The 25,954-nt window shown below is 72.4% G+C and carries 16 protein-coding genes and 1 pseudogene; 5 read left to right on the plus strand and 12 right to left on the minus strand.

The features are described from left to right. Positions 1-386: 386 nt before the first annotated feature. Positions 387-1,076 carry an ABC transporter ATP-binding protein gene (locus ACFXMG_RS35610; RefSeq protein WP_383821029.1) on the minus strand — a complete coding sequence of 230 codons (690 nt, stop codon included), beginning with the start codon at positions 1,074-1,076 and terminating at the stop codon, positions 387-389. After that, the gene (locus ACFXMG_RS35615; RefSeq protein WP_383821027.1) at positions 1,073-2,200 is read right to left on the minus strand and encodes an FtsX-like permease family protein; all 1,128 of its coding nucleotides are present in this window, start codon (positions 2,198-2,200) and stop codon (positions 1,073-1,075) included. Before ACFXMG_RS35615 ends, ACFXMG_RS35610 begins: the two co-directional genes overlap by 4 nt. A 130-nt stretch (positions 2,201-2,330) precedes the next feature. Between ACFXMG_RS35615 and ACFXMG_RS35620 the strand changes: the two genes are divergently transcribed. Continuing rightward, positions 2,331-2,924 (plus strand): TetR/AcrR family transcriptional regulator, encoded by a 594-nt coding sequence (locus ACFXMG_RS35620; RefSeq protein ID WP_383821024.1) that lies wholly within the window; start codon positions 2,331-2,333, stop codon positions 2,922-2,924. A gap of 55 nt (positions 2,925-2,979) precedes the next feature. On the opposite strand, the gene ACFXMG_RS35625 is transcribed toward ACFXMG_RS35620, so the two are convergent. The 5 genes and pseudogenes from ACFXMG_RS35625 to ACFXMG_RS35645 form a co-directional block, all read right to left on the minus strand. Continuing rightward, positions 2,980-3,357: a fic family toxin-antitoxin system, toxin component gene (locus ACFXMG_RS35625; protein ID WP_383821022.1), complete on the minus strand. Its 378-nt coding sequence runs from the start codon at positions 3,355-3,357 to the stop codon at positions 2,980-2,982. A gap of 16 nt (positions 3,358-3,373) precedes the next feature. Further along, positions 3,374-3,601 carry a hypothetical protein gene (locus ACFXMG_RS35630; protein WP_383821020.1) on the minus strand — a complete coding sequence of 76 codons (228 nt, stop codon included), beginning with the start codon at positions 3,599-3,601 and terminating at the stop codon, positions 3,374-3,376. A 75-nt stretch (positions 3,602-3,676) separates the two neighbouring features. Further along, a complete protein-coding gene (locus ACFXMG_RS35635) occupies positions 3,677-6,904 on the minus strand; it encodes a DEAD/DEAH box helicase (protein ID WP_383821017.1) in 3,228 nt (1,075 codons plus the stop codon). 23 nt (positions 6,905-6,927) lie between these two features. Next, a pseudogene (locus ACFXMG_RS35640) lies at positions 6,928-7,308 on the minus strand (ATP-binding cassette domain-containing protein); the annotation flags it as partial. A gap of 114 nt (positions 7,309-7,422) precedes the next feature. Continuing rightward, positions 7,423-7,905: a DedA family protein gene (locus tag ACFXMG_RS35645; protein WP_383821015.1), complete on the minus strand. Its 483-nt coding sequence runs from the start codon at positions 7,903-7,905 to the stop codon at positions 7,423-7,425. 313 nt (positions 7,906-8,218) lie between these two features. Between ACFXMG_RS35645 and ACFXMG_RS35650 the strand changes: the two genes are divergently transcribed. Beyond that, positions 8,219-8,941 carry a LuxR C-terminal-related transcriptional regulator gene (locus ACFXMG_RS35650; protein WP_383821012.1) on the plus strand — a complete coding sequence of 241 codons (723 nt, stop codon included), beginning with the start codon at positions 8,219-8,221 and terminating at the stop codon, positions 8,939-8,941. Between the two features lie 118 nt (positions 8,942-9,059). Here the strand turns inward: ACFXMG_RS35650 and ACFXMG_RS35655 are convergent, their stop codons facing one another. Further along, positions 9,060-9,650, minus strand: a complete 591-nt coding sequence (locus tag ACFXMG_RS35655) for an RICIN domain-containing protein (RefSeq protein WP_383821009.1) — start codon at positions 9,648-9,650, stop codon at positions 9,060-9,062. A gap of 137 nt (positions 9,651-9,787) precedes the next feature. After that, positions 9,788-10,948, minus strand: coding sequence for a LuxR C-terminal-related transcriptional regulator (locus ACFXMG_RS35660; protein ID WP_383821006.1), 1,161 nt, complete (start codon positions 10,946-10,948; stop codon positions 9,788-9,790). A 198-nt stretch (positions 10,949-11,146) separates the two neighbouring features. Here ACFXMG_RS35660 and ACFXMG_RS35665 point away from each other — a divergent pair, with 198 nt between their 5' ends. Beyond that, positions 11,147-12,751: an ABC-F family ATP-binding cassette domain-containing protein gene (locus ACFXMG_RS35665; RefSeq protein WP_383821004.1), complete on the plus strand. Its 1,605-nt coding sequence runs from the start codon at positions 11,147-11,149 to the stop codon at positions 12,749-12,751. Positions 12,752-12,835: 84 nt separating this feature from the next. Here the strand turns inward: ACFXMG_RS35665 and ACFXMG_RS35670 are convergent, their stop codons facing one another. The 3 genes from ACFXMG_RS35670 to ACFXMG_RS35680 all read right to left on the minus strand — a co-directional run bounded on the left by ACFXMG_RS35670 (position 12,836) and on the right by ACFXMG_RS35680 (position 20,428). After that, positions 12,836-15,772: an FG-GAP-like repeat-containing protein gene (locus ACFXMG_RS35670; protein WP_383821001.1), complete on the minus strand. Its 2,937-nt coding sequence runs from the start codon at positions 15,770-15,772 to the stop codon at positions 12,836-12,838. A gap of 2 nt (positions 15,773-15,774) precedes the next feature. Further along, positions 15,775-18,363: a S8 family serine peptidase gene (locus ACFXMG_RS35675; RefSeq protein ID WP_383820998.1), complete on the minus strand. Its 2,589-nt coding sequence runs from the start codon at positions 18,361-18,363 to the stop codon at positions 15,775-15,777. Positions 18,364-18,535: 172 nt separating this feature from the next. Then, positions 18,536-20,428: an alkyl/aryl-sulfatase gene (locus ACFXMG_RS35680; protein ID WP_383820996.1), complete on the minus strand. Its 1,893-nt coding sequence runs from the start codon at positions 20,426-20,428 to the stop codon at positions 18,536-18,538. Here ACFXMG_RS35680 and ACFXMG_RS35685 point away from each other — a divergent pair. Both ACFXMG_RS35685 and ACFXMG_RS35690 read left to right on the plus strand, forming a co-directional pair. Continuing rightward, positions 20,412-20,624, plus strand: coding sequence for a hypothetical protein (locus ACFXMG_RS35685; RefSeq protein WP_383820994.1), 213 nt, complete (start codon positions 20,412-20,414; stop codon positions 20,622-20,624). The genes ACFXMG_RS35680 and ACFXMG_RS35685 overlap by 17 nt on opposite strands. Before the next feature lie 3 nt (positions 20,625-20,627). Beyond that, a complete protein-coding gene (locus ACFXMG_RS35690; RefSeq protein WP_383820992.1) occupies positions 20,628-25,787 on the plus strand; it encodes a DUF5979 domain-containing protein in 5,160 nt (1,719 codons plus the stop codon). Positions 25,788-25,954: the final 167 nt, after the last annotated feature.

Genomic DNA, 25,954 nt, shown 5'->3' on the forward strand with positions numbered 1-25,954 from the left:
TTGATTTTTGGCACGCTGTTGAGTTCTCAAGGTGCGGACGCTTCCTTCGTTCCTGTTTCCAGGCCCTCCGGGCGCTTCCTGCGCTTTCTTCGTTTTCCTGCGCTTCCGACTCTATCAGACCCTTTCGGCGTCCGATTCCCCGTCAGAAGGGGGTTGTCTTTCCGGCTTTCGGGCCGTTCCGACGAGTGAGACTTTAGCGGATTCCTGGCCCCCGATGCGAATCGGGGTTTTGAATCCTCATTCCGCAAGAACCACGAATGCAGAACGGTGCGACGCATCGCAGCGGTCAGGCTGTGTGGATCTTGCGGAGTGGCTGTCCGGGGCCGACCGGAGTCGGTGCTCACGTCGGACAACTCGGAGGACACTACGTACCGGGAAAACGCATGTCAACTTCGCTCGGGGACGGCCGTGGCCGGTGTCGCGTGGGTCTGCATGTCGACCGTGGCGTCGGCCGCGTCGGTGACCACGGGGTCGTGGGTGGCGACGACGGTGACGGAACCGTACTGACGGGTAGTGCGGGCGATGAGGGCGGTGAGGTCGTCGGCCCGGGTGCGGTCGACGGCGGCGGTCGGTTCGTCGATGAGGAGGAGTTCCGGCTGGAGGAGGAGGGCGCGGGCCAGGGCGACGCGCTGGCGTTCGCCGCCGGAGAGCTGGTCGGGGCGGTGGGTGAGGCGGTGCTCCAGGCCCACCTCGGTGAGCAGCTCGCGGGTCCGGGCGCGCAAGGTGCGGGGCTTGCGGCCCGCGAGGGAGGCGGCGGCGAGGAGTTGTTCCTCCGCGGTGAGTCCGGTCAGCAGGTTGCCGCTCTGGAACATGTAGCCGATGCGTTCGCGGCGGGCTCGGGCGCGTGCGCGGTCCGTGAGGGCGGCCAGGTCGGAGCCGTACAGGAGGACTCGGCCGCGGTCGGGGCGGAGCAGGGCGCCGGCGACGGCGAGGAGCGTGGACTTTCCCGAGCCGGAGGGGCCGACGAGTGCGGTGAGGGTGCCCGGGAGGAAGGTCGCGTCAAGGCCGCGCAGGGGCGTCGTACGGGAGTCGCCCTGGCCCAGGGTGACGGTGACGTCGTGGAGGTGGAGGCTCATCGTGCGGCTCCCAGCATGGTCATCGGGTCGACGGTGGTGACACGTCGCAGGGTGAGGGCGGAGCCGGCGAGGCCGACGAGGGCCACGGCGGCCATGGTGGTCGTCAGGGTGGTCGCGGGGAGGCTGAAGGGGACCTGGTCGCCTACGAGCAGGCCGACGGCCGAGGCGAGCGCCGCGCCGACGGCGGTGCCGGCGGCGACGACCACGGCCGCCTGGGCGAGGGTGTGGCCGAGCAGGCGGCGCCGGGAGGCGCCCAGGGCGCGCAGCAGGGCGAGCTCGGGGGTGCGCTGGACCGTCCATACGGCGAAGAAGGCGCCGACGACCAGGGGTGCGATGAGGAAGAGGAAGGTCTGGATGGACGTCATGGTCAGGCGTTCTCCGTCGTAGCCGGGGGCCGCCGCGAACGCCTTCTCCAGGGGGACGGTGGTGGTGTCGTGCCGGCGGTCGGCGGCGGCGAGCGTGGACCCGTCGGTGTCGGTCGGGCGCTTGAGGGCCATGGCGCTGTACTGAGCGGGCAGGTCGGCGGGGAGACTCCCGGCCCCGGGGGCCGTGAAGCGGATCCGGCGCCAGGTGTCGGTCGTGACGTACGCGGCGGGGACGTGGCCGTAGGAGGAGCGGCCGGTGGTGCCGACGACGTCCAGGGTGATGCCGAGGCGGTCGATGGCCAGGGTGTCGCCGATGCGGACGCCCTCGTCCACAAGCTGGCGCGAGACCACGACGCCGTGCGGCTGGGCCGTGCTCAGGGGTGTGCCGTCGTCGGCTCCGGGGTCGGTGAAGGCGCCGGGTTCGACACCGAAGGCGGCGAGGTCGACCTCGGCGCCCCGGCCGGTGGTGCCCCGGGTGAGGGAGACGCCGAGCGGGCTGGCCTCGGTCCCCTCCTCCCGGCTCCAGCCGTCGGCGGTCCGGCCGTCGATCAGGCCGCGGGCGAACTGGTCGGAGTCCGAGCCGGCGGCGAAGGCGATGTGCGTGGCGGGGAGCCTGCGCAGGGCGGAGACGGTGTCGTCTCCGAGGCCGGTGGTGAACCCGGAGACGATGCCGACGAGCGCGGCGACGAGCACGACGACGCTGCCCATCAGCAGGAAGCGGCCTCGGGCCGCCTTCAGCTCCAGCAGGGCGAGGAACATGGCGTTCCCTCCAAAGATAGGGACAGGGCGTCCCTAAGATAGAAGATGGCGACGCCGCGTCCCTAAGGGGGGTCCCCTTCGTTCCCCGTAGGAACAGGGGCCCTGTGGCAGCGGCCCCTAGACTTGGCCCGTGCCCAAGATCCACGCCGCCTCGGTCGCCGACCATCGTTCGCAGCAGCGTGCTGCCCTGCTCGACGCGGCGCGCGAGCTGCTGACGGAGGGCGACGCTTCGAAGGTGACCTTCGCGGAGGTGGCACGCCGCACCGGCCTCGCCCGTAACAGCGTCTACAAGTACTTCCCCGACCGCGGCCACCTCCTGACCGAGGTGGTCCGCGAGGCGGCCCCGCGCTGGACCGGGCGCATCCATGCCGCCCTGGCCGCCGCCGGCGACTCCCCCGAGGAGCGCGTCGCCGCGTACGTCACCGCGCAGCTGGAGATGGTCCGCGACGGCGAGCACCGCATCGCGCGCGCCACCGCCGACGCGCAGGACGCCGCCGCCTTGCGCGCGGGGGCCGACGAGGCGCACCGGGCCCTCCTCGAACCGCTCGTCGACGCCCTCCGCGACCTCGGCGACGACGCCCCCCTGATGACGGCCCGCCTGCTCCAGGGCTTCGTCAACGCCGCCACCACCGCGCTGGAGGCGGGCGCGGACTACGACGCGGTGACCAACCGGGCGGTACGGCTCACGGTCGCGGCGCTCCGGGGCCTGCCGCCCGGCGCCTGACAGCCCTGACACCGGCGGAACCCGGCGGCGCGACCGCCGTCCAAGCCCCCCGCCGTCAGCTCGGTGACTCCCACGTCTTGAGGGTGGCGGCGACCTGCCGGGCGTCGGCGTCGCCGGTCAGGATCCGGTCGACGAGGGTGATGGCGTCCTGGCTGCTGACGTCGACGGAGATGCCGGAGGCGTGGAGGTAGGCGGCGGCCACGGCGACGGCGAACAGCTCGTTGGAGTGCTCAAGGGCGGGGACGCGTACGAGCTGGTGGAGGAGGGCCGCGGCGCGGTGGTGGGGGAGGTCGTAGACCGGCGTGTCCATGATGCGGAAGGCGTGGCGGGCGCGCGCGGCTTCCAGCGAGCCCCAGTCGGTGATCTCCGGGTCGCTGGGGATCACCTTCTGGGCGATGCCGAGGAGCCAGGCCAGGTCGACGTGCACGGTCACGTGCCGGTCCCTCGGGTCAGGCGGCGTCGGTGCTGTGGGCGGCGGGGCCGCCGTAGCGTGCGGCGAAGGCGTCGCCGTGCTGGTGGACGAAGGAACGGGCGCCCTCGATGAAACGGGTCCGGGTGAGATCGGCGTGCAGGACGTCACCGGCGTAGTCCTCGGCAGCCACGTGCCTCGCCGCGGCGGCCTTCTCCAGCGCCTCGTACGCCTCGTCGCTGATCTCGATGCGGATTTCCCGTGCCATGAGCCCCACCGTAGCGGTCCGGGACCTGACAAGGCAGTCCTATGGAAAGATCCCCGTCCGCTTGCGGCAGCCATCTCAGGTCTGGAGTGCCGCGTACGCTCCGAGCCATCCGGCCGCCAGACGGTCGCCGCGCGTGAAGACGGCCGCGCCCCGGGACTCCCCCGAGGGGTCGGCGGGGTTGGCGGGGTCGGCGGGCGGCAGGAGCAGCGTGATCTCCTCCTCTTGCTCGGCGTGGTGGAGGGTGCTGGTCGTGCCGTTCCATACGCGGATCACCGCGCCGGGCGGGGCCCACACCCGTACCTTGTCGTCCTCCACGGTGAGGCGCGTGCCGGTGGCGCGCTCGGCGAGGAGGGCCCGGTAGCGGTCCGGGGGCAGGGCGCAGTCGCCGGGCGGCGTCGTGCCGGGCCAGTCTGGCGCGTCGATGCCGCGGGCCCGGGCCGCCTTCCACATGCGGGGGACGAGGCCGGGCGCCAGCGGGGCCGTGGCCATGCGCTCGCACATCCAGAGCAGCCGTCCGGCGCCTCGGCCGGGGCCCAGGGTGCGCCAGCGGATGCGGAGCGCGAGGTCGCCGGCGACGACGGCCACCCAGGGGTGGACCGTGCCGAGGGGGCCCTGCGCGCCGAGCCAGGACAGATAGCGTTGGGCCTCGTCGAGGATGCCGGTCATGGAGTCCACGGGGATGCCGAGGACGTACGCGGGGCGGCCTCGGAACAGGTGCGGGCGGGTCGCCGCGAGCAGCAGGACCGCCCGGGCGAGGTCTCCGGGCTGGGGCGGCTGCTCGTCGTCGTCCTGAGGCGTCGCCCGAGCCGCCCCTTCCCCCGCCCGCTCCACCAGCGGCCCCAGGTCCCAGGGGTCGTCCGTGTCGCCGTGCGTGCGCTCGTGCTCCTTCAAGATCCGGCGCAGGGCCGCCTTCGCCCGTTCGGTGAACGGCGCCTTCTCGAGTACGGGGAGACAGCTCGCGAGCAGCGACGCGAGCAACTGCTCGGCGGAGAGCGGGTCTTCGGGTACGGGGGCCTTGCGCAGCGCATGCGCCACGTCGTCGGCGAGGGTGGCGTCGACCATGAAGCGGCTGGTCAACCGGCCCAGCGGGCTCGGTTCCAGCCGGTCCTCGGCGCCGGCTGGGCGCAGGCAGCCCGTCACGGCGAGGAACCGCGCGGCCACATGCAGCGGTTCGACGCTGTCGTGGCCCTGGTAGGCGGCGAACGTCCCGGCCCACCAGCGCTCCGCCTCGTCGACGGTCGACACCCGCTCCTGCACGGTCTCGGCGAGGAGGTGGTCGGCCAAGTGCTCGTCCAGGCGCGACCGTACGGTGTACCCGGCGACCAACCGCGCCTGCCAGTGCGCCCGTTCGGCGGGGTCGGCCAGCAGGAACGCCCAGCCTTCGCGCTCTCCGGCGCCGATGCGTCCGGCGCGTCCGAACATCTGCTGGACCATCGACACCTCGACGCGTTCGACGCCGAGGGTGGTGTCGCAGACGATCACCGCGCGGGCGGGGAGGTTGACGCCGGCGGCGACCGTGGAGGTGGCGACGAGGATGTCCGCCTCGCGGGCGCGGAATGCCTGCTCGGCTTCGCGTTTGTACGGCCAGTCCCGGTAGTGGAGGCGTACCCCGGCCTTGGTGCACAGCCGTTCCACGGCCTCGGCGTCGTCGGCGTCCACGCCGGCGGTGGGCACGCCCCGGTCGGCGGCGAGCGCGAGCGCCGTGGTCCGCACCCGGCGCTTGCTGCCGCAGAAGGCGAGGACGCTGCCGCCGTCCGCGGTGACCTGCCGGGCGATGCGCACGGCGGCCGCGGTGCGGGCGGCGGCGCGCCCGGCCCAGTCCGTCTCGTCGACCGGGGGCAGGAGGGGAAGCTGCCAGGTGAGCCGCGTGGGCCGCCAGGAGGTGCGGACGAGGCGGGCGCCCAACCAGCGGGCGACCTCGTCCGCGTTGGCGACGGTCGCCGACAGGCCGACGATGCGGGTGGCCGCGCTGTCCTCGCGTACGCGGGTGAGCAGTGCTTCCAGTACGGCTCCGCGCGTCGGATCGCCGAGCAGGTGGATCTCGTCGACGACCAGGCAGCCGACCTCCGCGAGCGCGTCCCGCAGCGAGCCCGCGCGGCAGATCGCCTCGAACTTCTCGGTGGTGGCCACCCACACGTCGGCCGACCGGATCAGCTCCGTGTCGACCGCGGACTCGCCGGTCAGGCGCACCACGCGCAGTCCGTGGCTCCGCCAGAGCCCGAGCTCACGGTCGAGTTCGTCGGTGAGCGAGCGCTGCGGCACCAGCCAGGCCGCCTTGCGTCCGCGCGCGTGCGCCTCCAGCGCGGCGACCATGCCGATCGGGGTCTTGCCCGCGCCCGTCGGCGCGACGACGACCAGATGACCCGTGTCGTTCAGTACGGCGGGGACGGCGGTGGCTTGCACGGGGTTGAAGGAGGGGTGCGGGAGCAGCGCGGCCCACTCGGGCGGGACCAGGTCGCCGACGGGTACGTAGGAAGCGGCGAGGCCGGCCTCGGATCCCCTTGCACCGCCGTCTCCGTCCGGCAGGTCCTCCAGGGCGTCCCACTGCGCGGCGAAGGCGTCCCGGGCCGCCGCCGCCCAGGCGCCGGCGGCGGGGGCCGCGCCGTCCGGGCCGGTCGCGACCAGGTCCGTACGGCCGCCGGTGTCGCTGACCGTGCCGACCTGTCCGGCCTCCTCCCAGTAGCGGCTGACGCGGTACGGGACGTCGCGCTCGTCCAGCCACGCCCGCAGCGGCGCGTACGCCGGGCCTTCGGGGAGGATCACCCGCGCATCCTCGGCGGCTGCGAGCGCGGCTTCGGCCGGACGCCACCCGGGATCGGCGGCCTTGCACCACAGCAGGGCGCGCTGCTCAGTCCCGTCGGGCATGGCCACGTCCTCGGGCCAGGCGGGCCCGCGTCCCGCGCGTACCGTCCCCGTACCGAACTGCGCCGGGACCCGGAGCCTCACGATCACGGTCGGCGCGGGTGCTTCCGGACGTACGCGGGGCGGCCGCGCGGCCCGGCGGGTGGTGGCGCCGGTGAGTTCGTCGTAGCGCTTCGCCCCGAGATCGGCGAGGGTGAAGGCGGCGGGGCAGATGGGGCAGACGAGCGCCGTGTACTGGTAGGTCCGCCCCTGGGACTCGTACGGCCTGCGCAGCGCGTGCAGTTCGCCCGCGCACGCGGAGCACCGACGCGCGACCGCCTCCTCGTAGCTCCACCCAGGCTCCAGGAACCGAGCCGGTACCTCCCCGCCGAGCGTGATGCCCCACCGCTCCCGCGCCAGGTCGGGTACGGACCCCTTCTCCACGGCCTCGTCGCTGCGCATGAGGTGACTCTGACATCTCATGATCACCGCCCGCAGCGAAACGTCCGAGGGAGGGGTGGAGTGTCGGGGTGGTGTTGGGGCTGGGTGAGGTTCCAGAAGGTGGCGTAGCGCGTGCCTCGGCTGAGCAGTTCTTCGTGGGTGCCTTGTTCGGCGATGCGGCCGTTGTCCAAGTAGACGATGTGGTCCGCGTGTTGGACGGTACGCATGCGGTGGGCGACCATCACCACCGTACGGCCTGCCGTGAGGCGTTCGATGCCGGCGTGGACGGCGGCCTCGTTGGCGGGGTCCAGGGCTGAGGTGATCTCGTCCAGGAGGACGATCGGCGTGTCCTTCAGGAGGGCGCGGGCGATCGAGACGCGCTGGCGTTCGCCGCCCGAGAAGCGGGCGAGGACGCGGCCGACGCGCGCTTCATCTTCGCCCTGGACGCCCTGCTGTCCGGCTTCGCACGCGAGCTGTCGGGGACGGAGTCGGGGAGACAGGCAGGGACGGACGCGGCTACGACGTGAGCCGGGGCAGGGTCAGGCTTCCTCGGCCACGCCGTCGGGGGCGGTCCCGGCGGTCCTTCTCCTGCGGTACGCCACGACCCCGCACAGGGCGAGGAGGAGGGCGACGACCGCGGACACCCCGAGTGCCGTCTGCTCGGCGAACAGCCTGCCCAGCACGGAGAGCGCCCCGAGGCCGAAGGTCGCGTAGAGCAGCGCCCAGGCCGCTCCCCCGATGAAGAGCGCGGGGAGGTAGCGCGGCAGTGGCATGCGCATGCTGCCGGCGAGGAAGTTGGCGGCGGTCTGGAAACCGATGGTCAGGAAGGAGACGGCCACCACGGGCGCGCCCCACCGCTGGATCGCGCTCTCCACGCGCTGGAACTTGGCCGAGGAGATCCGTTCGGCGAACCTGCTGCGCCGGGCGCCGGCGGCGGCGAGCCACCCGACGGCGAAGGTGCCTCCGGCACGGAGCAGCACGATGACGTACAGGGTTCCGGCAGTGAGCGCGATCTTCTCCATGGCGCCCCGCCTCCCGTTCCGTCCCCGCGTCTCCACGCGTCTCCACCGCGGCGGCACCGGGACCCGAACCAGACGCCGAGCCGGCCTCACCGGCACAGCCAGGTTAACCGAACGCCTTTACGCCGGGTACAGGGCATCCGGCATCCGGCACACCCACCGGGGCGGGCGGCCGGACCCCCAGGTTTCTGGGGTACGGCGGGCCGGGTTCCTCTGGGAACCTCCTCCGTGGACGGCCCGGACGGCAGCCGCCGTTCCGGGACGAACGGAACCGGGGCCCTGCCGAGGGCATCGGGTTCGGGGGACGGGGGACGTCATGGAGTGCACAGCGGCAGGGGAGGTCACCGTCGTGGTCGTGGACGGTGATCCGGTCTTCCGGATGGGGATGACCGCGCTGCTCGGATCGGTGGCGGGTCTGTCGGTGGTGGCCGAGGCGGCGACCCCCGACGAGGCCGTCGCCGCGGTCGAGCGGCTACGGCCCCGGGTGGTGGTGACGGACCTGTGTCCCGGCCGGGCGGCGGAGCCCGGGATCGACGCCGCGCGGCGGCTCCTGCGGCTGCGGCCCCAGCCGGCCGTCCTGGTCGTGACCGTGGCCGACGACGACGAGGTCGTCCTCGCCTCGCTGCGGTCCGGGGCCCGCGGCTACCTCCTCAAGGGCGCGGGCCCGGCCGTGGTGGAACGCGCGGTCTGGGCCGTCGCCAACGGCGAGACCCTCCTCGGACCCGGCGTCGGCCAGCGCGTCGCCGCCCGGCTGGCGGGGCCGCACCCGGGCCGCCCCGCCCCGGTCCTGTGCGGGCTGACGCCCCGGGAGCACGAGGTGCTGGACCTGGTGGCCCGGGGCCTCGGCAACGAGGCGATCGCCCGTCGGCTGACGGTGAGCCCGAAGACTGTCCGGAACCATGTCTCCGCCGTCCTCACCAAGCTGCACACCGCCAGCCGCGCGGAGGCGATCGTCCGGGCCCGGGAGGCGGGGCTGGGCGGGGGGCGTGGGGACTGGGACGGGGTGGGGGTTCCCGGTGGTCTCCCGCGGGATCCATGATCCTGGATCCACAATCCGTGATCTTGGATCCTGATCACGGATCCGTGATCCGTGATCCGTGATCCGTGATCTTGGATCCTGGATCCTGGATCCTGGATCCCCTCACTCCGCCCGAGCGTCAGGCGATGCGCCAGTGCTGGTTGATCTGGCCCGTGCCCAGGCAGTCCCAGAGCTGCACCCGACCCGGGTTCTGGTTGATGGTCTGGTAGTGCCCGTCCAGGCAGCGGTTGTTCGTCTCGACGGTGACCGAGAAGGTGTTCGGCAGGTTGGTGATCGGGCGCATCCGCCAGTGCTGGTTGGTCTGGGGGGTGCCCTCGCAGGTCCACACCTGCATGCGGGTGCCGTTGCCGCCGATCGATCCCCAGTCGGCGTCCAGGCACAGCCCGCTCGGCGCGCTGCGCAGTTCGTAGTAGCCGCCGGCCGCGGTGTAGACCCAGACGATGTCCCAGTCCTGCCGCGGGTTGTTGGCGTCGCAGTTCGCCAGCTGCACGTCGAAGCCGGGCAGGTCGCCCTTCGCCTGGAGGCAGCGGTCGTTGTAGCGGTTCTGGATGGTGACGGTTCCCGCGGCGGCGAGTGCCTGGCCCGCGGCGGCCTGCTCCGAGGCCACGGGGGCGGCCGGCGCGGGTCGCGCCTGGGCCTGGGTGGCGGCGCTCAGCAGGGCGGCCGGGATCGCGACGGCCGACAGTGCGGCGATCAGTGCTCTCCTCATCGTACGTACCTCTCCTCACGGTTGCGGACGGTCGCCGTTCGACGACGAGGGCCATCGTGTGGCGCCCGGTGTCCCGGGCACACGGGGCCGGTGTCCCGGACCGGTCGGGCAGTTCGGCGGGAGGAGAGGTGGGTACGTCAACGGTCTTCGGCCGCCGCGTCCTTCAGCATCTGCGGCGCGACGTGCCGGGCGAAGAGGGTGGCCACCAGGTCGCGCCGGCTGCGCACTCCGGTCTTGTCGAAGACCGAGGTCAGATGCTCCTGGACCGTGTACGGGGAGAGCCGCGTCGCCCGGCAGATCTCCGCCGTGGAGTGCCCGTGCAGCACCAGTCCGGTGATCTCGGCCTCCCGGGCGGTGAGCCCGTGGGCCGCCGTGATGAGCGCGATGTGTTCGCCAGGACCGGCCGCTTCGACGGCGACCGCGACCCGGGCGGGGCCCGGCCCGTCCATGCGCCAGGCGTGCAGCCGTACCCGGCCCAGGGTCCGCGTGTGCGCCCAGGACGCCAGGGACCCGGAGGACCCGGGGCCCGCGGCACCGGAACGTACCGCCGCCGCGACCCCGTACAGCGCGGGCGGCAACCCGCCCTCCGTACGCCCGGGGGCGAGGAGTTCGTCGAGCCAGAACCCGGCGGTGGGGCTGAGCTGCACCGGCGCGTACTCCTCGTCCAGGAGCACCAGCCCGGGCGCCGGCATGACCCCGGCGGACCCGGACCCGGCCCCGGCCCCGTCCCGGTCCTCGGCGTCCTCGTTCCCGGCGCGCCGGATCAGGTGGAGCCTGCGCAGGTGCTCCCCCAGCGGCCGGGCGATCGCCCGCGCCACGGCGTCCGCCTCCGGGCCGAACGGCGGTGTCTCGCCTCCGGTGCCGACGATCAGGGCGCCCCAGACCCCGTACGGATCGCGCAGCAGGATCCGTACCTCGTCCGCGAGCCCGAGAGGTCGGATGATGTCCCGGTACCGGGGGCTGCGGTCCCGTACCCCGCCGACGGCCTCACCCAGCACCCCCACCGCCTCGGTGCGGCGGGCCAGTTGGGGCAGCCCGTTGACATCGCCCTCGCGGTATTCGATATCCAACATCCGGGGCAGATAGCGGACCGGGACGGCGTGCCGGTAGTGCCCTCCGGTGTTCATCAGGGTGACCGGGTCGACGGTGATCCCGGCCCACACATCCGACGTGAACACCGGCCGCACGGCCCGCATCACCCCGTCGAAGAACTCGTCCACCCCACTGGCCCCGGCCGCCGCGCGCACCGCGGCGTCCCGTATCCGGCCGACACGTCCCGTTCCCTCGTAGCGCGTCATCCCCGCAGCGTAAGACGCACACCCACCCCTCACCGAGCCGTTCACCAGCGCGCCGCGAACCGGAGGCCGTCATCACGGCTGACCCGCTCGGCGGGGGGATCGGTTACCGTGGACGCATGTCTACGCCCCGAGTTTCCTAGCTGAGGACCCGCTTCCACGCCAGAAGTGTGTCCACTAGCTTTCTCGGAGCGTTACCTCATGATCACCGTTCGTGGTGTCGAGCTGCGCGCGGGCGCCCGCCTGCTGCTCTCCGACATCTCCTTCTCCGTCTCCCCCGGCGACCGCATCGGCCTGGTCGGCCGCAACGGCGCCGGCAAGACCACGCTGATGACCGCCCTCGCCGGGCAGGCCGCGCCGGCCGCCGGGGCGATCACGCACACCGGTCCCGTCGGGCTGCTGGCCCAGGACTCCCGCGCGGCCGACCCGGCCGTCACCGTCACGGACCGGATCCTGTCGGCCCGTGGCCTGGACCGCGCCCTCCGCGCACTGCGCGCGTCGGAGACCGCCATGGCCGGCGCCTCCGACTCCCTCGCGCTGGAGAAGGCGATGGGCGCCTACGCCCGCGCCGAGGCCGCCTTCCAGGCCGGTGGAGGGTACGCGGCCCAGGCCGAGGCCGCGCGCGTCGCGGCGGGCCTCGGGCTGCCCGACCGCGTGCTGGGCGAGCCGGTCGGCTCGCTGTCCGGCGGTCAGAAGCGCCGGGTGGAGCTCGCCCGCATCCTGTTCGCCGGGCAGGGCGGCACGCTGCTGCTGGACGAGCCGACCAACCACCTGGACGCCGACTCCGTCGCCTGGCTGCGCACCTTCCTCCACGACCACAAGGGCGGCCTCGTCGTGATCAGCCACGACACCGGACTGCTCGCGCACGTCGTCAACCGCGTCTTCCACCTCGACCCGCAGCGCGCCACCCTCGACCTCCACAACACCACCTGGAGCACCTACCTCACCCAGCGGGAGACGGACGAGCGCCGCCGCGCCCGCGAGCGGGCCAACGCCGAACGCAAGGCCGCGTCCCTGCACGCGCAGGCCGACAAGATGAAGGCGCGGTCGGCGACCGCCGTCATGGCGAAGAGCATGGCCCGGCGCGCGGACCGGATGCTGGCGGAACTGGAGCCGGCCCGCCGCGCCGAGAAGGTCGCCAGGATCCGGCTGCCCGAGCCCTCCCCCTGCGGGCGGGTGCCGCTCGGCTCCGTCAGCCTGGCCAAGTCCTACCGGGGCCACCAGGTCCTGGACGGTGTGGACCTCGCCGTGGACCGGGGCAGCCGCCTGGTCATCCTCGGGCTCAACGGCGCGGGCAAGACCACCCTGCTGCGCCTCCTCGCGGGCCAGGAGCGGCCGGACTCCGGCCGGGTCGTGCACGGACACGGGCTGCGCCTCGGCTACTTCGCCCAGGAGCACGACACCCTCGCCCCGGACCGCACGGTCCGGGAGAACCTGACCGCCGCCGCCCCGCACCTGAGCGACGGCGAGGCGCGGCAGGTGCTGGGGGCGTTCCTCTTCTCCGGCGACGACGCCGACAAACGGGCCGGGGTCCTGTCCGGCGGCGAGAAGACCCGCCTGGCCCTGGCGGGCCTGGTCCACTCCGGCGCGAACGTGCTGCTGCTGGACGAGCCCACCAACAACCTCGACCCCGCCTCCCGTACCGAGGTGCTCTCCGCGATCGACTCCTACCCCGGCGCGATCGTGATGGTCACCCACGACGAGGGCGCCATCGACGCCCTGCGCCCCGACCGCGTCCTGCTCCTGCCGGACGCGGACGAGGACCTGTGGAGCGAGGACTACCGAGACCTCGTCTCCCTCGCCTGACACCCGCCCCGATGGCACTCCCCCGAACGCAGGCGATGCCCGCCGCACGGTCGCGTGCGGCGGGCATCCGGAGGGGGTGTCGGGTCAGGACAGGGTGTAGGTGGTCGTCTGCTGGATGGCGTTGTTGAGGGACAGGATGCCGCCGCCGAGCTGGGCGGCCATGCGGTTGCGGCCGAAGTGGTCGGCGTTCAGGGACAGCATGTCGTCGACGCCGTCGGCGTCGAGGTCGGCGGCCAGGTAGTTGCGGCCGCCCATCCGCGACGCGTTGCCGATACCGCTCTGGAACGACCAGCCGGTGGTCAGGACGGACGGGTCCCAGGCGCCGAGGCCGCCTTCCACCCCGCCGGCCAGCAGCCTGCGGCCTCCCGGCCCGTCGATGAACTCGACGCCGCGCAGCGGTGCGACCACGGAGCTGGAGGTCTCCGCGCCGTTCGCGCCGAAGCCCCTGAACGTCCCGAAGCTGAGCTGGTAGAGCACGTCGTTCTCGGTGTCGGTGAAGTAGCCGTCGTGCGACCACGGGCTGCCGCCGACCATCTGGTGCAGCACCTCACCGGTGCGTCCGTCGCGGATCTCCGTGACGGTGTGCGGGCTCGCCGTGTCGAGGTCGCCCGCGACCGCGGGGTCGGTCCGGGCGATCCAGGTGTAGACGACCGCGTGCCCGTCCGCGTACGGGATGTGCGGCGAGGCGAAGACCCCGCGGTCGAGGACCGCGCCGTGCAGCTTGCCGTCGACCGCCCGCTCCGGAGCCTGCGGGTCGGCGGTCCAGCGCACGGTGCCCTGGGCGCCGTCGAGGGCGACGCCGTTCTGGGCGGCGGACGCGCTGTTGATCGCGCCGAGGCTCGAGTACTGCGTGTACACCTGCCCGTCGGCGACCACCGTGTCGGAGAAGACGACGTCACCGGCGCTCGCGGGAGCGGCGTACGACCACAGCTGGACGCCGCGGGCGTTGTAGACGCGCAGGGCGTCGGTCGGGACGAGGATCTCGTCCTTGCCGTTGCCGTCGACGTCGGCGACGGTCACCGAGCGGACGTACTGGCCGGCGCCGTCGATGGTGGTGAGGACGTGGCCGGTCGCGCCGTCGAGGACGACGGTCGCGCTGTCCGCCGCGACGACGATCTCCGGCTTGCGGTCGCCGTTGACGTCACCCGTGGCGATGTTGTGGATCTCGCCGGGGACGGTGGCCCGCCACAGCTGCTTCGGCTTGCCGGTGACGAGCGAGGGGCCGGACCAGGCCCACACGCCGTTGGAGCCGCCGCCCGCGACGACGTCCTTCTTCTTGTCGCCGTCGAGGTCGACGGCCTGCGCGTAGTTGAGGGCGCTCTGGAGCGGCGTGAGGTCCTTCTGCTTGCCGCTGCCCAGCCGGTACGTCCGGATGTTCTGGTTCTGGTCGATGACACGGACGAAGTCCTTGCCGCCCGACCGGTAGACCTCCTGGAGCATCGGGGACGCGGCCGGACCGTCCTGGCGCCAGGCGATCCTGCCCTTGGCGTTGAACACGGTCAGGGCGCCGTAGCGCCGACCGCCGGGGTTGTCGGCGGTGCCCATGGCCCGGTCGTCCTGGCCCGAGACGACGAGCCGGCCGCCGACGGTGTCCAGGCTCCAGGAGCTGCCCGCGTCACCGTGGTGGGCGGCGTCGCGCTTGAAAGTGTGGCTCCACTTGACCGAGGACCCATCCTCGCCGTCCAGGACGCGGATCGTGCTCGCGTTGACGTAGAAGGAGGAGTCGAAGGTCGACTCGCTGACCGCGTACTCCGTCCCGCCGCCCGAGGCCGCGTCGCCGACCGTCATGGCGGTGGCCAGGGCGTTGACACGGGTGTCCAGGGTGGTGCGTTCGCCGCTCCTCAGGTCGTACGAGGCGATCTCGTACGCGATGGCGTCGCTGAAGTCCGGCTGTTCGAGGGCGACCACGCGGTCCCGGGTGGCGTCCAGATGCAGCTGGCGGCCGTACAGGTCGCCGTCCTTCCGCCACGCGACGGCGCCGTCGGCGGTGTCGAGGACGAGGGTGGTGCCGTGCCCGACGCCGTCGGCGGTCTTGCGCAGGTTCCAGGAGGCGGCGACCTTCCCGTCGCCCACGACCTCCAGCGCGCCCCAACTGACGTCGCGCGTCTCCTTCGTGTCGTACGTCCACGTCGAGGACGGGGTCAGCGCGCCGTTCGCGTACGAGAAGCGGATGCCCGAGAGGGTGGCGGTCTCGGTGGCCGGCGCGTTGAAGTTCGTCCGGGGCGAGTTCGCGAGGAGCAGGGTGCCGTCGACGATCTTCACGTTGGTGACGTACGCGTAGAGCTTGGACCACAGCGTCTTGCCGGTGCTGCCGTCCATGACCGTCACGAACGTGCCGGTCGGCAGGGACGAGCCCGGCGAGGTGAAGGCCCGGGGGGTGGGCGAGAAGCCCACGGCCGCCGAGAAGACGAGGTCCGGTACGCCGTCCCCGGTCAGGTCGCCGGTGTCGTACCCCTGGTCGGAGGAGGGCGAGAACGGGGCGACGGCGTTGTAGCCCATCACGACGCGGGCCGGGTAGGGCTCGACCCGCCACGCCTGGAGCGGCTTGACCTGCCAGTCCGTGTACAGCGAGGCGTTGGTGCGGGCCCAGGCGGTGGAGCCGTCGGCATTGTGCAGCTGGATGTTGCCGAGGCTGTGCACGGTGAAGTACCGGCCGCCCTGGGCGGGCACCGTGACGCCGAGTCCGGACACGCCCTCCAGGGTGGACTTCTCGGTGAAGGTGACGCGGGTGGTGTCGGCGGTGGTACCTGAACCGGCGGATGCGGCCTGGGCTTCCTCCGTCGCTCCGGCGGAGGTGGCATCGGCGGAGGTGCCATCGGCGGCCGTCCGGTCCCCGTAGACGTCCACGCCCATGTGGTCGGTGAGCGTCTCGGCCTGGGCCGCGGTCAGCTTCATGACCGAGGTGCCGGCGGGGCCCTCGGTGTCGGCGGCCAGCGCGTGCGGCGCCGAGGCCAGGGCGAGGCCCGCGGCCACCAGGGCGGAGGCGAGCGTCAGGGCACGCTTGGAGTGAGGGGATCGCATGATCAGGCTCCCTGCGCGAAGCGGATCGCCGAACCGTCGGTCAGGACGGCCTGGTCGAAGGAGTACGGGAGGGCGTCGGTGCCCGTCTGGTTCTCGATGCCGACGGTCGCGGCGGAGCCGCTGCCGGGCACGGACTTGTACTGGAAGGTGATGTCACCGGTGGCCTCGTCGAAGACGGCCTCGAAGGTGACGCGGGTCCTGCCGTCGGAGACGAGCAGGGCGTTGTTCCAGACGATGGCGAACTGGCGGGTGCCGTTCTTGCCCTTGAGGGCGGTCTGCACGCTCGACCTCCTGTCGAGCGTCAGGTCGTCCCAGAACGGGGCGGCGATGCCGTTGGGCCGGCCGGCCGAGGGGAGCGCGGTGTTGGCGTAGTCGCCGAGGCGCGGCTCCATGAAGTTGACCAGGCCGTTGGTGGTGACGGAGGCGCTGGAGTAGTCGACGCCGTACAGGCTGACCCAGAAGGGCAGCGGGATGGTCTTGGCGTCCTCGTCACCGGTCAGCGGGACGGCGCTGGTGCCCTTGATCCAGGAGTACGTCGCGGGGGTGCAGCTGTTGCCGGAGTGGTCGGTGCGGGCCGGGAGGCGGACGGTACGGGTCTCGACGCCGTCGACCGTCAGGCTCGCGGTGGAGATCCCGTTGCAGAGGACCGGGGCGGCGGGCTTCACCGTCAGCGTGTACGCGCCCTCGGCGACGGCCGGCAGGGTGAACGTGCCGTCGGTGCCGGAGACGACCGCGTCGACGGGGGTGCCGGTGACCTCGACGCTCGCCTTGGCGAGCGGCTTGCCGGTGACGTCGAGGACGGTGCCGGTGACCGGGTGCGTGGTGACGGCGTCGAGCGCGACGTCCTGGGTCAGCGGCGTGCCGGTGGCCAGCTCGACGCCGGAGACCGTCCTGTTGGCGTAGCCGTAGCCGCTCAGGGTGAAGGCGTACGTGCCGGGGGCCAGGGCGAGGCGGTAGGAGCCGTCGGAGGCGGTGGTGACCGAGCGGGCGGCGGAGCCGGTCGTGGCCTTGACGAGGATGCCGGGCAGGGCCTTGCCGGTGGCCTGGTCGGTGACCTTGCCGGTGACCGTCACGGCGGTGTGCGGGGCCTTGTCGATGGAGGCGAGGATGTCGAGCTTGCCCTCGCCCCACACGTTGTTCCTGCCGGCGGTGCCGCCGCAGTGGGTCTCGTCGACGTCACGGGCGCCCTGGTCGAGCAGCGCGCGGGTCTCGTCGATCCTGCCGATCAGGGACGGGGCCGCCGACCACAGGAGCGCGACGGCACCCGCGACGTGCGGGGTCGCCATCGACGTACCCTGCGAGACGTTGTACTGCGAACCGGGCCACGTGGACTGGATGTCGACGCCCGGGGCCGAGATGTTCGGCTTCATCGAGCCGTCGACCAGGGAGGGGCCGAACCCGGAGAAGGAGGCGATCCTGCCGTTCGCGTCGTAGGCGCCGACGCCGTAGGAGGACACCTGGGCGCCCGGGGGGTGCGTGGTGGAGCAGGTGACGCCGTCGCCGTCGTTGCCGGCCGCGAAGGCTTCGAATATGCCCGCGGAGTTCCAGGCTTCGACGATGTCCTTGTAGAAGGTGTTGTCGTCGCCGCCCCAGGAGTTGTTGACGATGTTCGGGGCGAGGTCCGGGCGGGGGTTCTGCCCGTTGTGGTCGGTCGGCGCCAGGATCCACTGGCCGGCCTTGAGCAGGTAGGCGTCCGTGCACTGCGAGGACTCGCAGCCCTTGGCGGCGATCCAGGTGGCGTTGGGCGCGACGCCGATGCCCTTCGCGCCGACCATGGTGCCCATGGTGTGGGTGCCGTGGCCGTTGTTGTCGCACGGGACGGTGCTGTCGGGGCACGCGCCGGTCGGGTCGTACCAGTTGTAGTCGTGCGAGAAGGAGCCGTCGCGCTTGTTGCCGCGGTACTGGCCGACGAGGTCCGGGTGGTCGTACTGCACGCCGGAGTCGATGTTGGCGATGACGACGCCCTCGCCGCGGGTGTCGTACTGGTTCCACACGTCGTCGGCGTTGATGTCGGCGATGCCCCACTCGGGGGCGTCGTCGCCGTCGGCGGCGGAGGCCGTCTTCCCGGACGCCGTGCGTGCCTTCGTGACCTTGGCGTCGGAGGTCTCGATGTCGTCGAGCCGGTAGTGCCGCTCCTTGACGATCGAGGCGACGTCCGAGCGCTTCGCGAGCTCGTTCACGAGCTGCTGGTCGCCGGTGACCTTGACGGTGTTGGCGATCCAGTAGTCCTCGTGCCCGACCTTCCTCTTGTCGAGGAAGGAGTTCAGCGAACGCTGCGAGGCCCTGGCGTGCGCGCGGAGTTCGCCGTACGCGGCCGTGGCCCGCTTCGCGTGCGACTTCTCCTTCTTGGCGCCGGCCAGATCGGCCTGGTCCTTGAGGACGACGAAGAAGGTGGCGTCGCCGCCGCCGCGCACCGCGCTCGTGAGCGCCGAGTCGACCTTCGGGGACGGCGTGGCGTCGGTCTTGGCGGCGGCGGTCGCGGTGACGGTGGCCGCGGTGGCGGGCAGTGACCCGGTCAGCAGGGCGGCTGCGGTGAGGGTGGCCGCTGCCCAGGCGGCGCGTCCACGCCCGGGCGGGTGGGGCAGGTGCATCTAGGGTGCTCCTCCGGGAACGATACGGGGGGAGCTCGGACACTAGACAGCCGCCATTACTCGGGCATTACAGCGCGCGCCGTCCCGCGTTCGCCCGCGTCCGCCCGAAGGGGGCGGGCCCCGGCGACGCTCGTCGCCGGGGCCCGCCGCGTACACGCTCTCGTCGCGGAGATCAGGGGGTGACGAGGGGGAAGTCCCGGTCCCCGGGGTCGAGCACGGCGGTCAGCCGCTGGAGCACGGACGCGTCGCCCTCGACGCGTACGCCCGCCTGCGCGAGTCCTTCCGGGGTGAGCCCGGTGACGGCCAGGTGGGACAGCTGGTGGACGGTGCTGGTGAGGGTGGTGTCGGCGGCCTTCTTCTGCGGGGCGGAGGTGTAGCTGAGCACGCCGTTGGCGAGGCGGAGGCGGTAGCGCTCCTCGACGTCGGTGAGGTGGACGTCGATGGAGAGCTTCTCGTTCCATGCCTTGGGGCCGTCGATCTGGATGGCGATCGCGTCGAAGAGCATCGGCGGTGTCAGGCGCGCCAGGATGTCGGGGGACGCGGTGACCGTGGGGGTGCCGAACTGTCCCTGGCGCAGTTCCGTGGTGCCGGAGAGGTAGAAGTTGCGCCAGGTTCCGTTCTCCGCGCCGTAGCCGAGCTGTTCGAGGGTGTCGGCGAGGAGGTCGCGGGCGGCCGCGTGGTCCGGCTCGGCGAAGACGACGTGGCCGAGGACCTCGGCCGCCCAGCGGTAGTCGCCGCTCTCGAACGAGCCGCGCGCCTTGTCCACCACCGTGTCGGCGCCGCCCATGAACGCGACGTAGCGCCGGCCCGCCTCGACCGGCGGGTGCTGCCACAGATGGGCGGGGTTGCCGTCGAACCAGCCCATGTAGCGCTGGTAGATGGCCTTGAGGTTGTGGCTGACGGAGCCGTAGTAGCCGTGGGTGTTCCAGGCGTTCTCCAGCGCGGGCGGAAGCTGGAGGTGCTCGGCGATCTCGGTGCCGGTCCAGCCCTTGTTGATCAGGCGCAGGGACTGGTCGTGGAGGTAGCCGTACAGGTCGCGCTGGATCTCCAGGAAGGCCAGGACCCGCTCGCGGCCCCACGTCGGCCAGTGGTGCGAGGCGAACGCGACGTCCGTCGTGTCGCCGAACAGGTCGATCGTCTCCGTCAGCGTGTGGGACCAGGCGTGCGGGTCGCGGACGACGGCGCCGCGCAGGGTGAGCAGGTTGTGCAGGGTGTGGGTGGCGTCCTCGGCGGTGCACAGCGCGCGGCGGTCGGGGAAGTGGATGAGCAGTTCGGCGGGTGCCTCGGTGTCGGGTGCCATCTGGAAGACCATGCGGACCCCGTCGACGGTCTCCTCCTGGCCGGTCGTGGTGATGGTCAGGGTCGGCGGGATCAGGGTGACCGTACCGGTCGAGGTCGTCTGTCCGAGGCCCGCGCCGACCTGCCCGCGCGGGCCGCGGGCGAGCGCGGCACCGTACATGTAGGCGGCGCGCCGGCCCATGGCCGTGCCCGCGTAGACGTTCTCGGCGACGGCGTGTTCGGTGAACCCCTCCGGTGCGATGACCGGTACGCGTCCGGCGTCGACGTCCTCCTGGGTGGTGACGCCCTTGACGCCGCCGAAGTGGTCGACGTGCGAGTGGGTGTAGAGGACGCCGGTGACCGGTCGCTCGCCGCGGTGTTCGCGGTAGAGGGCGAGGGCGGCGGCTGCGGTCTCGGTGGAGATGAGGGGGTCGATGACGATGACGCCGGTGTCGCCCTCGACGAAGGTGACGTTCGACAGGTCGAGGCCGCGTACCTGGTAGATCCCCTCGACCACCTCGAACAGGCCCTGCTGCGCGACCAGTCGCGACTGGCGCCACAGGCTCGGGTTCACGGTGTCGGGGGCCTCGCCCTCCAGGAAGGCGTACGTGTCGCCGTCCCACACGGTGGTGCCGTCCTCGGCGGTCACGGCGCCGGGGGCGCGGCGGGCGATCAGTCCCCGTGACGCGTCGTCGAAGTCCTGCGTGTCGGAGAAGGGCAGCCGCTCGCGGAGGCGCGCGTGCTGGTCGGTGATGAAGGGCTGCGCGTCCTTGGATGAGGAGATCATTCCGAAAGAATGGCATGAAAAGGGGAGAAATGAGGCGTTCGACCGATTTGACGATTTGTCATATTTCATACGGCGCGGCGCGGTACATCCGTTCCTGTTCGTCCCTAAGGTCCTGATGATCACTGGTGACCTTTGGCACGAGCGCCGGTGGCGCAGGCGCCTGCCGGGTGCCGGCCCCGGTGCGGATGAGGACTGATTCATGGCCAGACGTCGGCCCCGGTTCGTCCGGCTCGCCGTAGGAATCACGACCGCGCTGAGTCTTCTCCACGCCTCGCCGGCGGCTGCCGTGGTGCTCGCGCCCGGTGATCCGCGGAGCGCGGTGGGCATCACGAAGACCAACGACACCGGGGGCGAGCCGCTCGCGCCGGGTGACGAGTTCGTCTACGTCCTCAACGGCCAGTGCTCGGGCCTGACCGTCGACTGCGTGGACTTCACCGTCACCGACACGCTGCCGGAAGGGCTGGACGTGACCAGCCTGCCCAAGAGCACGACCACGCGTGACGTCACCTACGACGAGGCCACCCGGAAGCTGACGATCGTCTACAAGCAGTCCCTCCAGAACCCCGCCGGGGAGACCGGACTGCGCGCCGGGCAGGCCGGAACCGTGGAGGTCGGGATGCGGCTGCCCGCCGACACCTCCTACGAGGAGGGCGCGACCGTCACCAACACCGCCCGGGTCTCCGCGGACAACGCCGACCCGAAGACCGGCTCCACGGACGTGACCGTGACCATCCCCAAGGTGGTCGAGCCGGTGGCGACGAAGACCTGGGAGGACGGCTCGGCCGTCGCGGGCAGCGGCGAGGAGTCCACCCTCACGCTCGGGGTCCGCAACAACTCCTCCTCCTCGGCCGAGGTCACCGAGCTGTCGGTGACCGACGAGAGCGCCGAGACCTTCGAGCTCTTCGACTTCACCGGCGCCACCGTGACCCGCTTCCCGGCCGGCGCCGACGAGGCGCACCTGGTCGTCACCACCACGGGCGGCGACACCCGGACCGGCGCGTCGATCTCGTCGCCGGGCACGCTGCCGCTCCCCGTGGGAGTGGACCCGGAGGACGTCGTCGGCGTCGAGGTCGTCTTCTCCGACAGCGCCGGCGAGCCCCTGCCGTACGACGCGACCGGCGGCACCGTCGAGATCGGCCTGGAGCTGCGCGACACCCAGCGCTCCGACGGCTCCCCGCTGCGGCCGACGGACAAGATCACCGTGAACAACTGCGCCACACCCGCGGCGAAGGAGGCCACGGACGGCACGGTGAACGGGACCGACGCCTGCGACACGTACGACATCCTGCCCGACATCCTCGTGCTCACCGGGACCAAGAAGTACGTCCCCGACACCGATGGCGACTTCGCGCAGGAGACCGGCGAGCACGCCGTCCTCGGCGAGAACTCGCCGGTCAGCACCCTGGTCGACGTCACGAACGGCTCGCCGTTCCCGGTGAAGTCGATCACCGTCACGGAGCCGGACGCCACCGCCACCAGCGAGTTCGACAAGCTCGACGTCGACCAGGTGCGGCTGCGTCTCCCCGCCGGGGCCACCGAGGCGAAGCTGACCGTCACCTACGCCGACGGCACCAGCACCACGCGGACGTACACCGAGAACACCACGGTCGACGTGGCGAAGGCCGGTACCACCGTCGCCAAGGTCGAGGTCGTCTACACCGGCGTCGACGCCGACGGGAACCCGACCATCGAGCCGGGCGCCGACGCGGGCCTCGACCTGCACGCCACCCTGACCTCGGCCGTCACCTCCGAGGACCTGCCCTCCGGCGGCAGCCCGGGCGTCTCCAACTGCGCGGGCTTCACCGGCGACGCGGGCCGCACCGACGGCAGCGGAACCGCCTCCGGCACCGCCTGCCGGACGCTGCCCATCGAGTCGCCGAACACCTCGGGCGAGGGCGAGAAGACCGTCGACCAGACCGACGTACCGCCCGGCCAGCCGATCCCCATGCACCTGAAGGTCACCAACAACGGCAACAAGCCGCTCGTCGACCCCGTCCTCACCGACCCGCCCGCGGGCCCCGACGGCAGGCCGACCGGCGAGAGCCCCTTCGACGTCCTCCAGATCGACTCCGTCAGCGTCTCCCCGTCCTCCGCGCCCGTCACCATCGAGCTGTGGGACCCCGAGGCCGACGGCGGCAGCGGCGCCTGGGTGCCGTACGACGCCTCCGACACCACGCTGCTGCACCGCGCCGTCGGCGTGCGCGCCTCGTACGACGGGAACATGCCGCCGCAGACGAGCTTCACCGTCGACGTCGTCACCGAGCGCCGCGAGGGCACCGAGAACGGCGTCACGTTCACCAACTGCTACTCGATCACGGCGGGCGGCGACTACGTCCCCGGCGGGAACGTCTGCTCCCCGGGCCTGAACACAGGACCCGCCTCGGACTCCGCCTCCCTCAACAAGTCGATCAGCCCCGGCGAGCTCCCCGCGTACGTGCCCGGCCTGCCCCGCCAGACCGCCGACACGACGCTCACGATCCGCAACACCGGCAACATGTCGGCGAAGTACCTCCAGGTCACCGACCTCGACGAGGACTTCTTCGACGCCGTCGACCTCACCGGCATCACGTCCAACCAGATGCCCGCGGGCGCCGACCGCGTCCAGCTCGACGCGTACGTGAACGGCGCCTGGGTCGACGGAACCCCCGCCGGCTCCGCCGCCCTGCCCGCCGGGGTCGCCGCCGCCGACGTCACCGGACTGCGCGTCACCTACTCCTCCACCAGCTCCTTCAACGACGGCTACACGATCACCCCCTGCGCCGCGTCCTCGTGCGACGGCGTGCTCGTCTTCACCGTCAGCCCCCGGCCCGCGCTGCGGAGCAACGGCGAGCCGGTCCCGGCCCACCTGGAGGACACGGCGAGCGGCCGGTTCCTCACCAAGGTGGAGGACGAGGACAAGCCGAAGGACATCGCTCCCGTCGACGCCACGCTGAACCTGGTCAAGGGCGACCCGGTGCTCGCCGTGAGCAAGGACCCCGACACCGTTCTCGCCCCCGGTGAGGACGCCCCCTTCTCCCTGAAGGTCACCAACACCGGCACCGCGAACATCCCGCACCTGGTCGTCAAGGACGCGCTGCCCCCGGGCATCGCCTTCGTCGACGGCTTCCAGGGGGACGGCGGACAGCCGTTCAAGGTCATCGACACGAAGGTGCCCGACGGCACCCCGCCCGTCCCCGCCCCGGTCTTCGCCGAGACCACCGACGGCGGCCGCGTCTCCGGCCTGACCTGGGACTTCTCCAAGAACGCCGACGGCACGGACTGGGTCCTCGCGCCGGGCGCCACGCTCACCATCGAGATCCACGTGAGCCTGGAGGCCGGTATCGACGCAGGTGACGTGGTCACCAACACCATGGGCGCCACCTCCTCCGACCCGGACATGGCCTGCGACGGCACCGCCCAGGACGACGGCGCCTTCGGCGACGGCCGGTACTGCGTGGCCGAGGCGACCCTCACCGCCAAGTCCGGCGCAGCGTTCGCCGCCCGCAAGTGGGTGTCCGGCAACGACGGCCTCGGCTGGTACAACCAGCGCAGCGGCGAGGTCGTCGAGACCGGCGACGCGTCCTGCCTGACCGCCACCGACGCGGACGGCCGCCGCTACACCACCAACCCCTGCATCGCCCTCGTCAACCCGGGCGACCGCTACCAGTACCTGCTGCGCGTCCAGAACTCCGGGACCGAACCCGGCACCGCGATGCGCATCGTCGACCGCTTCCCCGTCCAGGGCGACAAGGGCGTCATCCTCGACCAGGCCCGCGGCACCGCCTGGGACAAGCGCCCCCTCCTCGCCACCCGGCCCCAGCTCACCGGTCCCGGCACGATGACGGTCGCGTACGAGAACGACGAGCCGCTCTGCACCGACGACCTGAACATGGGCGGCGCCGGCTCGAACGCGGCGCGCTGCGCGGACGGCACCTGGGACGACGCCTTCGGCCCGAGGGCCCGCGGCACCCGGCTCGACCTCACCTTCCCGACCCCGCTCGCACCCGGCGGATCCGTCGACATCACCTTCGCGATGGACACCCCGATCGACGTCACCCGGAACGGCGATCCGACGATCGCCTGGAACTCGTACGCCCACAACGAGACCACCGACCGCGCGGGAACGCCCCGCGTCCTCCAGGCCAACGAGCCGATCCAGGTCGGCGTCGCCCTCGCCTACGGCTCCCTGAAGCTGGTCAAGGCGATCGGCGAGCACCCGGACCGGCTCGGCCCGGCGCTGGGCAAGGCCCCCTTCCCGTTCCACGTCACCTGCGTCATCCAGCCGCAGGGCCGACCGGAGCGCACCGTCCTCGACGCGGACTACCAGGTCTCCGCCGACAAGCCGGTCACCATCGACGGACTCCCGGCCGGAGCCGAGTGCGACGTGTGGGAGACCTCCGCCCGCGGCGGCAGCGCCGACCACCCGGAGAGCGACCCGGTCCACGTCACCATCGAGCCGGGCATCGGCACCCCCTCGGTCCAGACCGCCCGGATCACCAACACCTACCGGTTCGGCGAACTGCGGCTGATCAAGACCCTCGACGGGGACGCCGCCTCCTACGCCGAGGACCGCACCTTCCAGGTACGCGTCTCCTGCGCCCTGCCCGACGCCTCGGGCGCCGCGAGCGACCTCGTGCTCCACAAGACGTACGAGGTCACCGCCACCGAACCGGTCGTCATCGAGCCGCTCCCCGTGAACACCCGCTGCTGGGCCGAGGAGACCGGCACCGGCGGCGCCGCGGAGACGGTCGTCGACCACGGCACCCCCGAGAACCCGGCCGTGATCACGGCCGACGGTTCCGGTGACGGTTCCGGTGACGGGGCGGCCATCACCGTCACGAACACCTTCCCGGCCGGCGTCATCAAGGTCACCAAGCACGTCGTCGACGGCGGCGCGGGCCCGTACGACTTCACCCTCGCCTGTACGACGGACCAGGGCGACGTCTCCCTCGCGCCCGAGGACCGCGCGTTCGAGCTGTCGGACGGTGAGAGCCGCGAGATCAGCGTCCCCGCGGGCGCGACCTGCACGGTGACGGAGACCGACGTGCCGACCGGCGACACCGTCACGTACACGGCCTCCGACGGAGGCACGGACGGCGAGGTCGTCGTCGACGGATCGGCGACCGTCGACATCACCAACACCTTCGACACCCCGCCCACCCCCACCCCGACCCCGACTCCCACCCCCTCCCCCACCCCGCCGCCCGGGCCTGGTCCCGGTCCTGGCCCCGGGCCGGGACCGAACCCTGACGACGACGGAGGTCACCTGCCCGACACCGGGGCGGACAACGGGACGCTCCTCGCCGGGCTCCTCGCCGGCGTCGCGCTCCTCGCCGGGCTGGCGCTGCGCCTGACCGTCCGCCGCCGCCGGACCGACTGATCCCCTCCGGGGACCCCCGTGCGGCGTGAAACCCCCCAGGCCGGTGGCCTGGGGGGTTTCACGTGCCGAGAGCCCAACGCGGCATCCTGCTCTGCCCGTTGCCGCCGGAATCGAGGCTCTCGGCGCCGACGGTCGGCACCCGGTCCGAAGGGCGCGCTCCGGGCGGC

Source organism: Streptomyces sp. NPDC059201 (genome assembly GCF_042754585.1).
GTDB lineage: Bacteria > Actinomycetota > Actinomycetes > Streptomycetales > Streptomycetaceae > Streptomyces.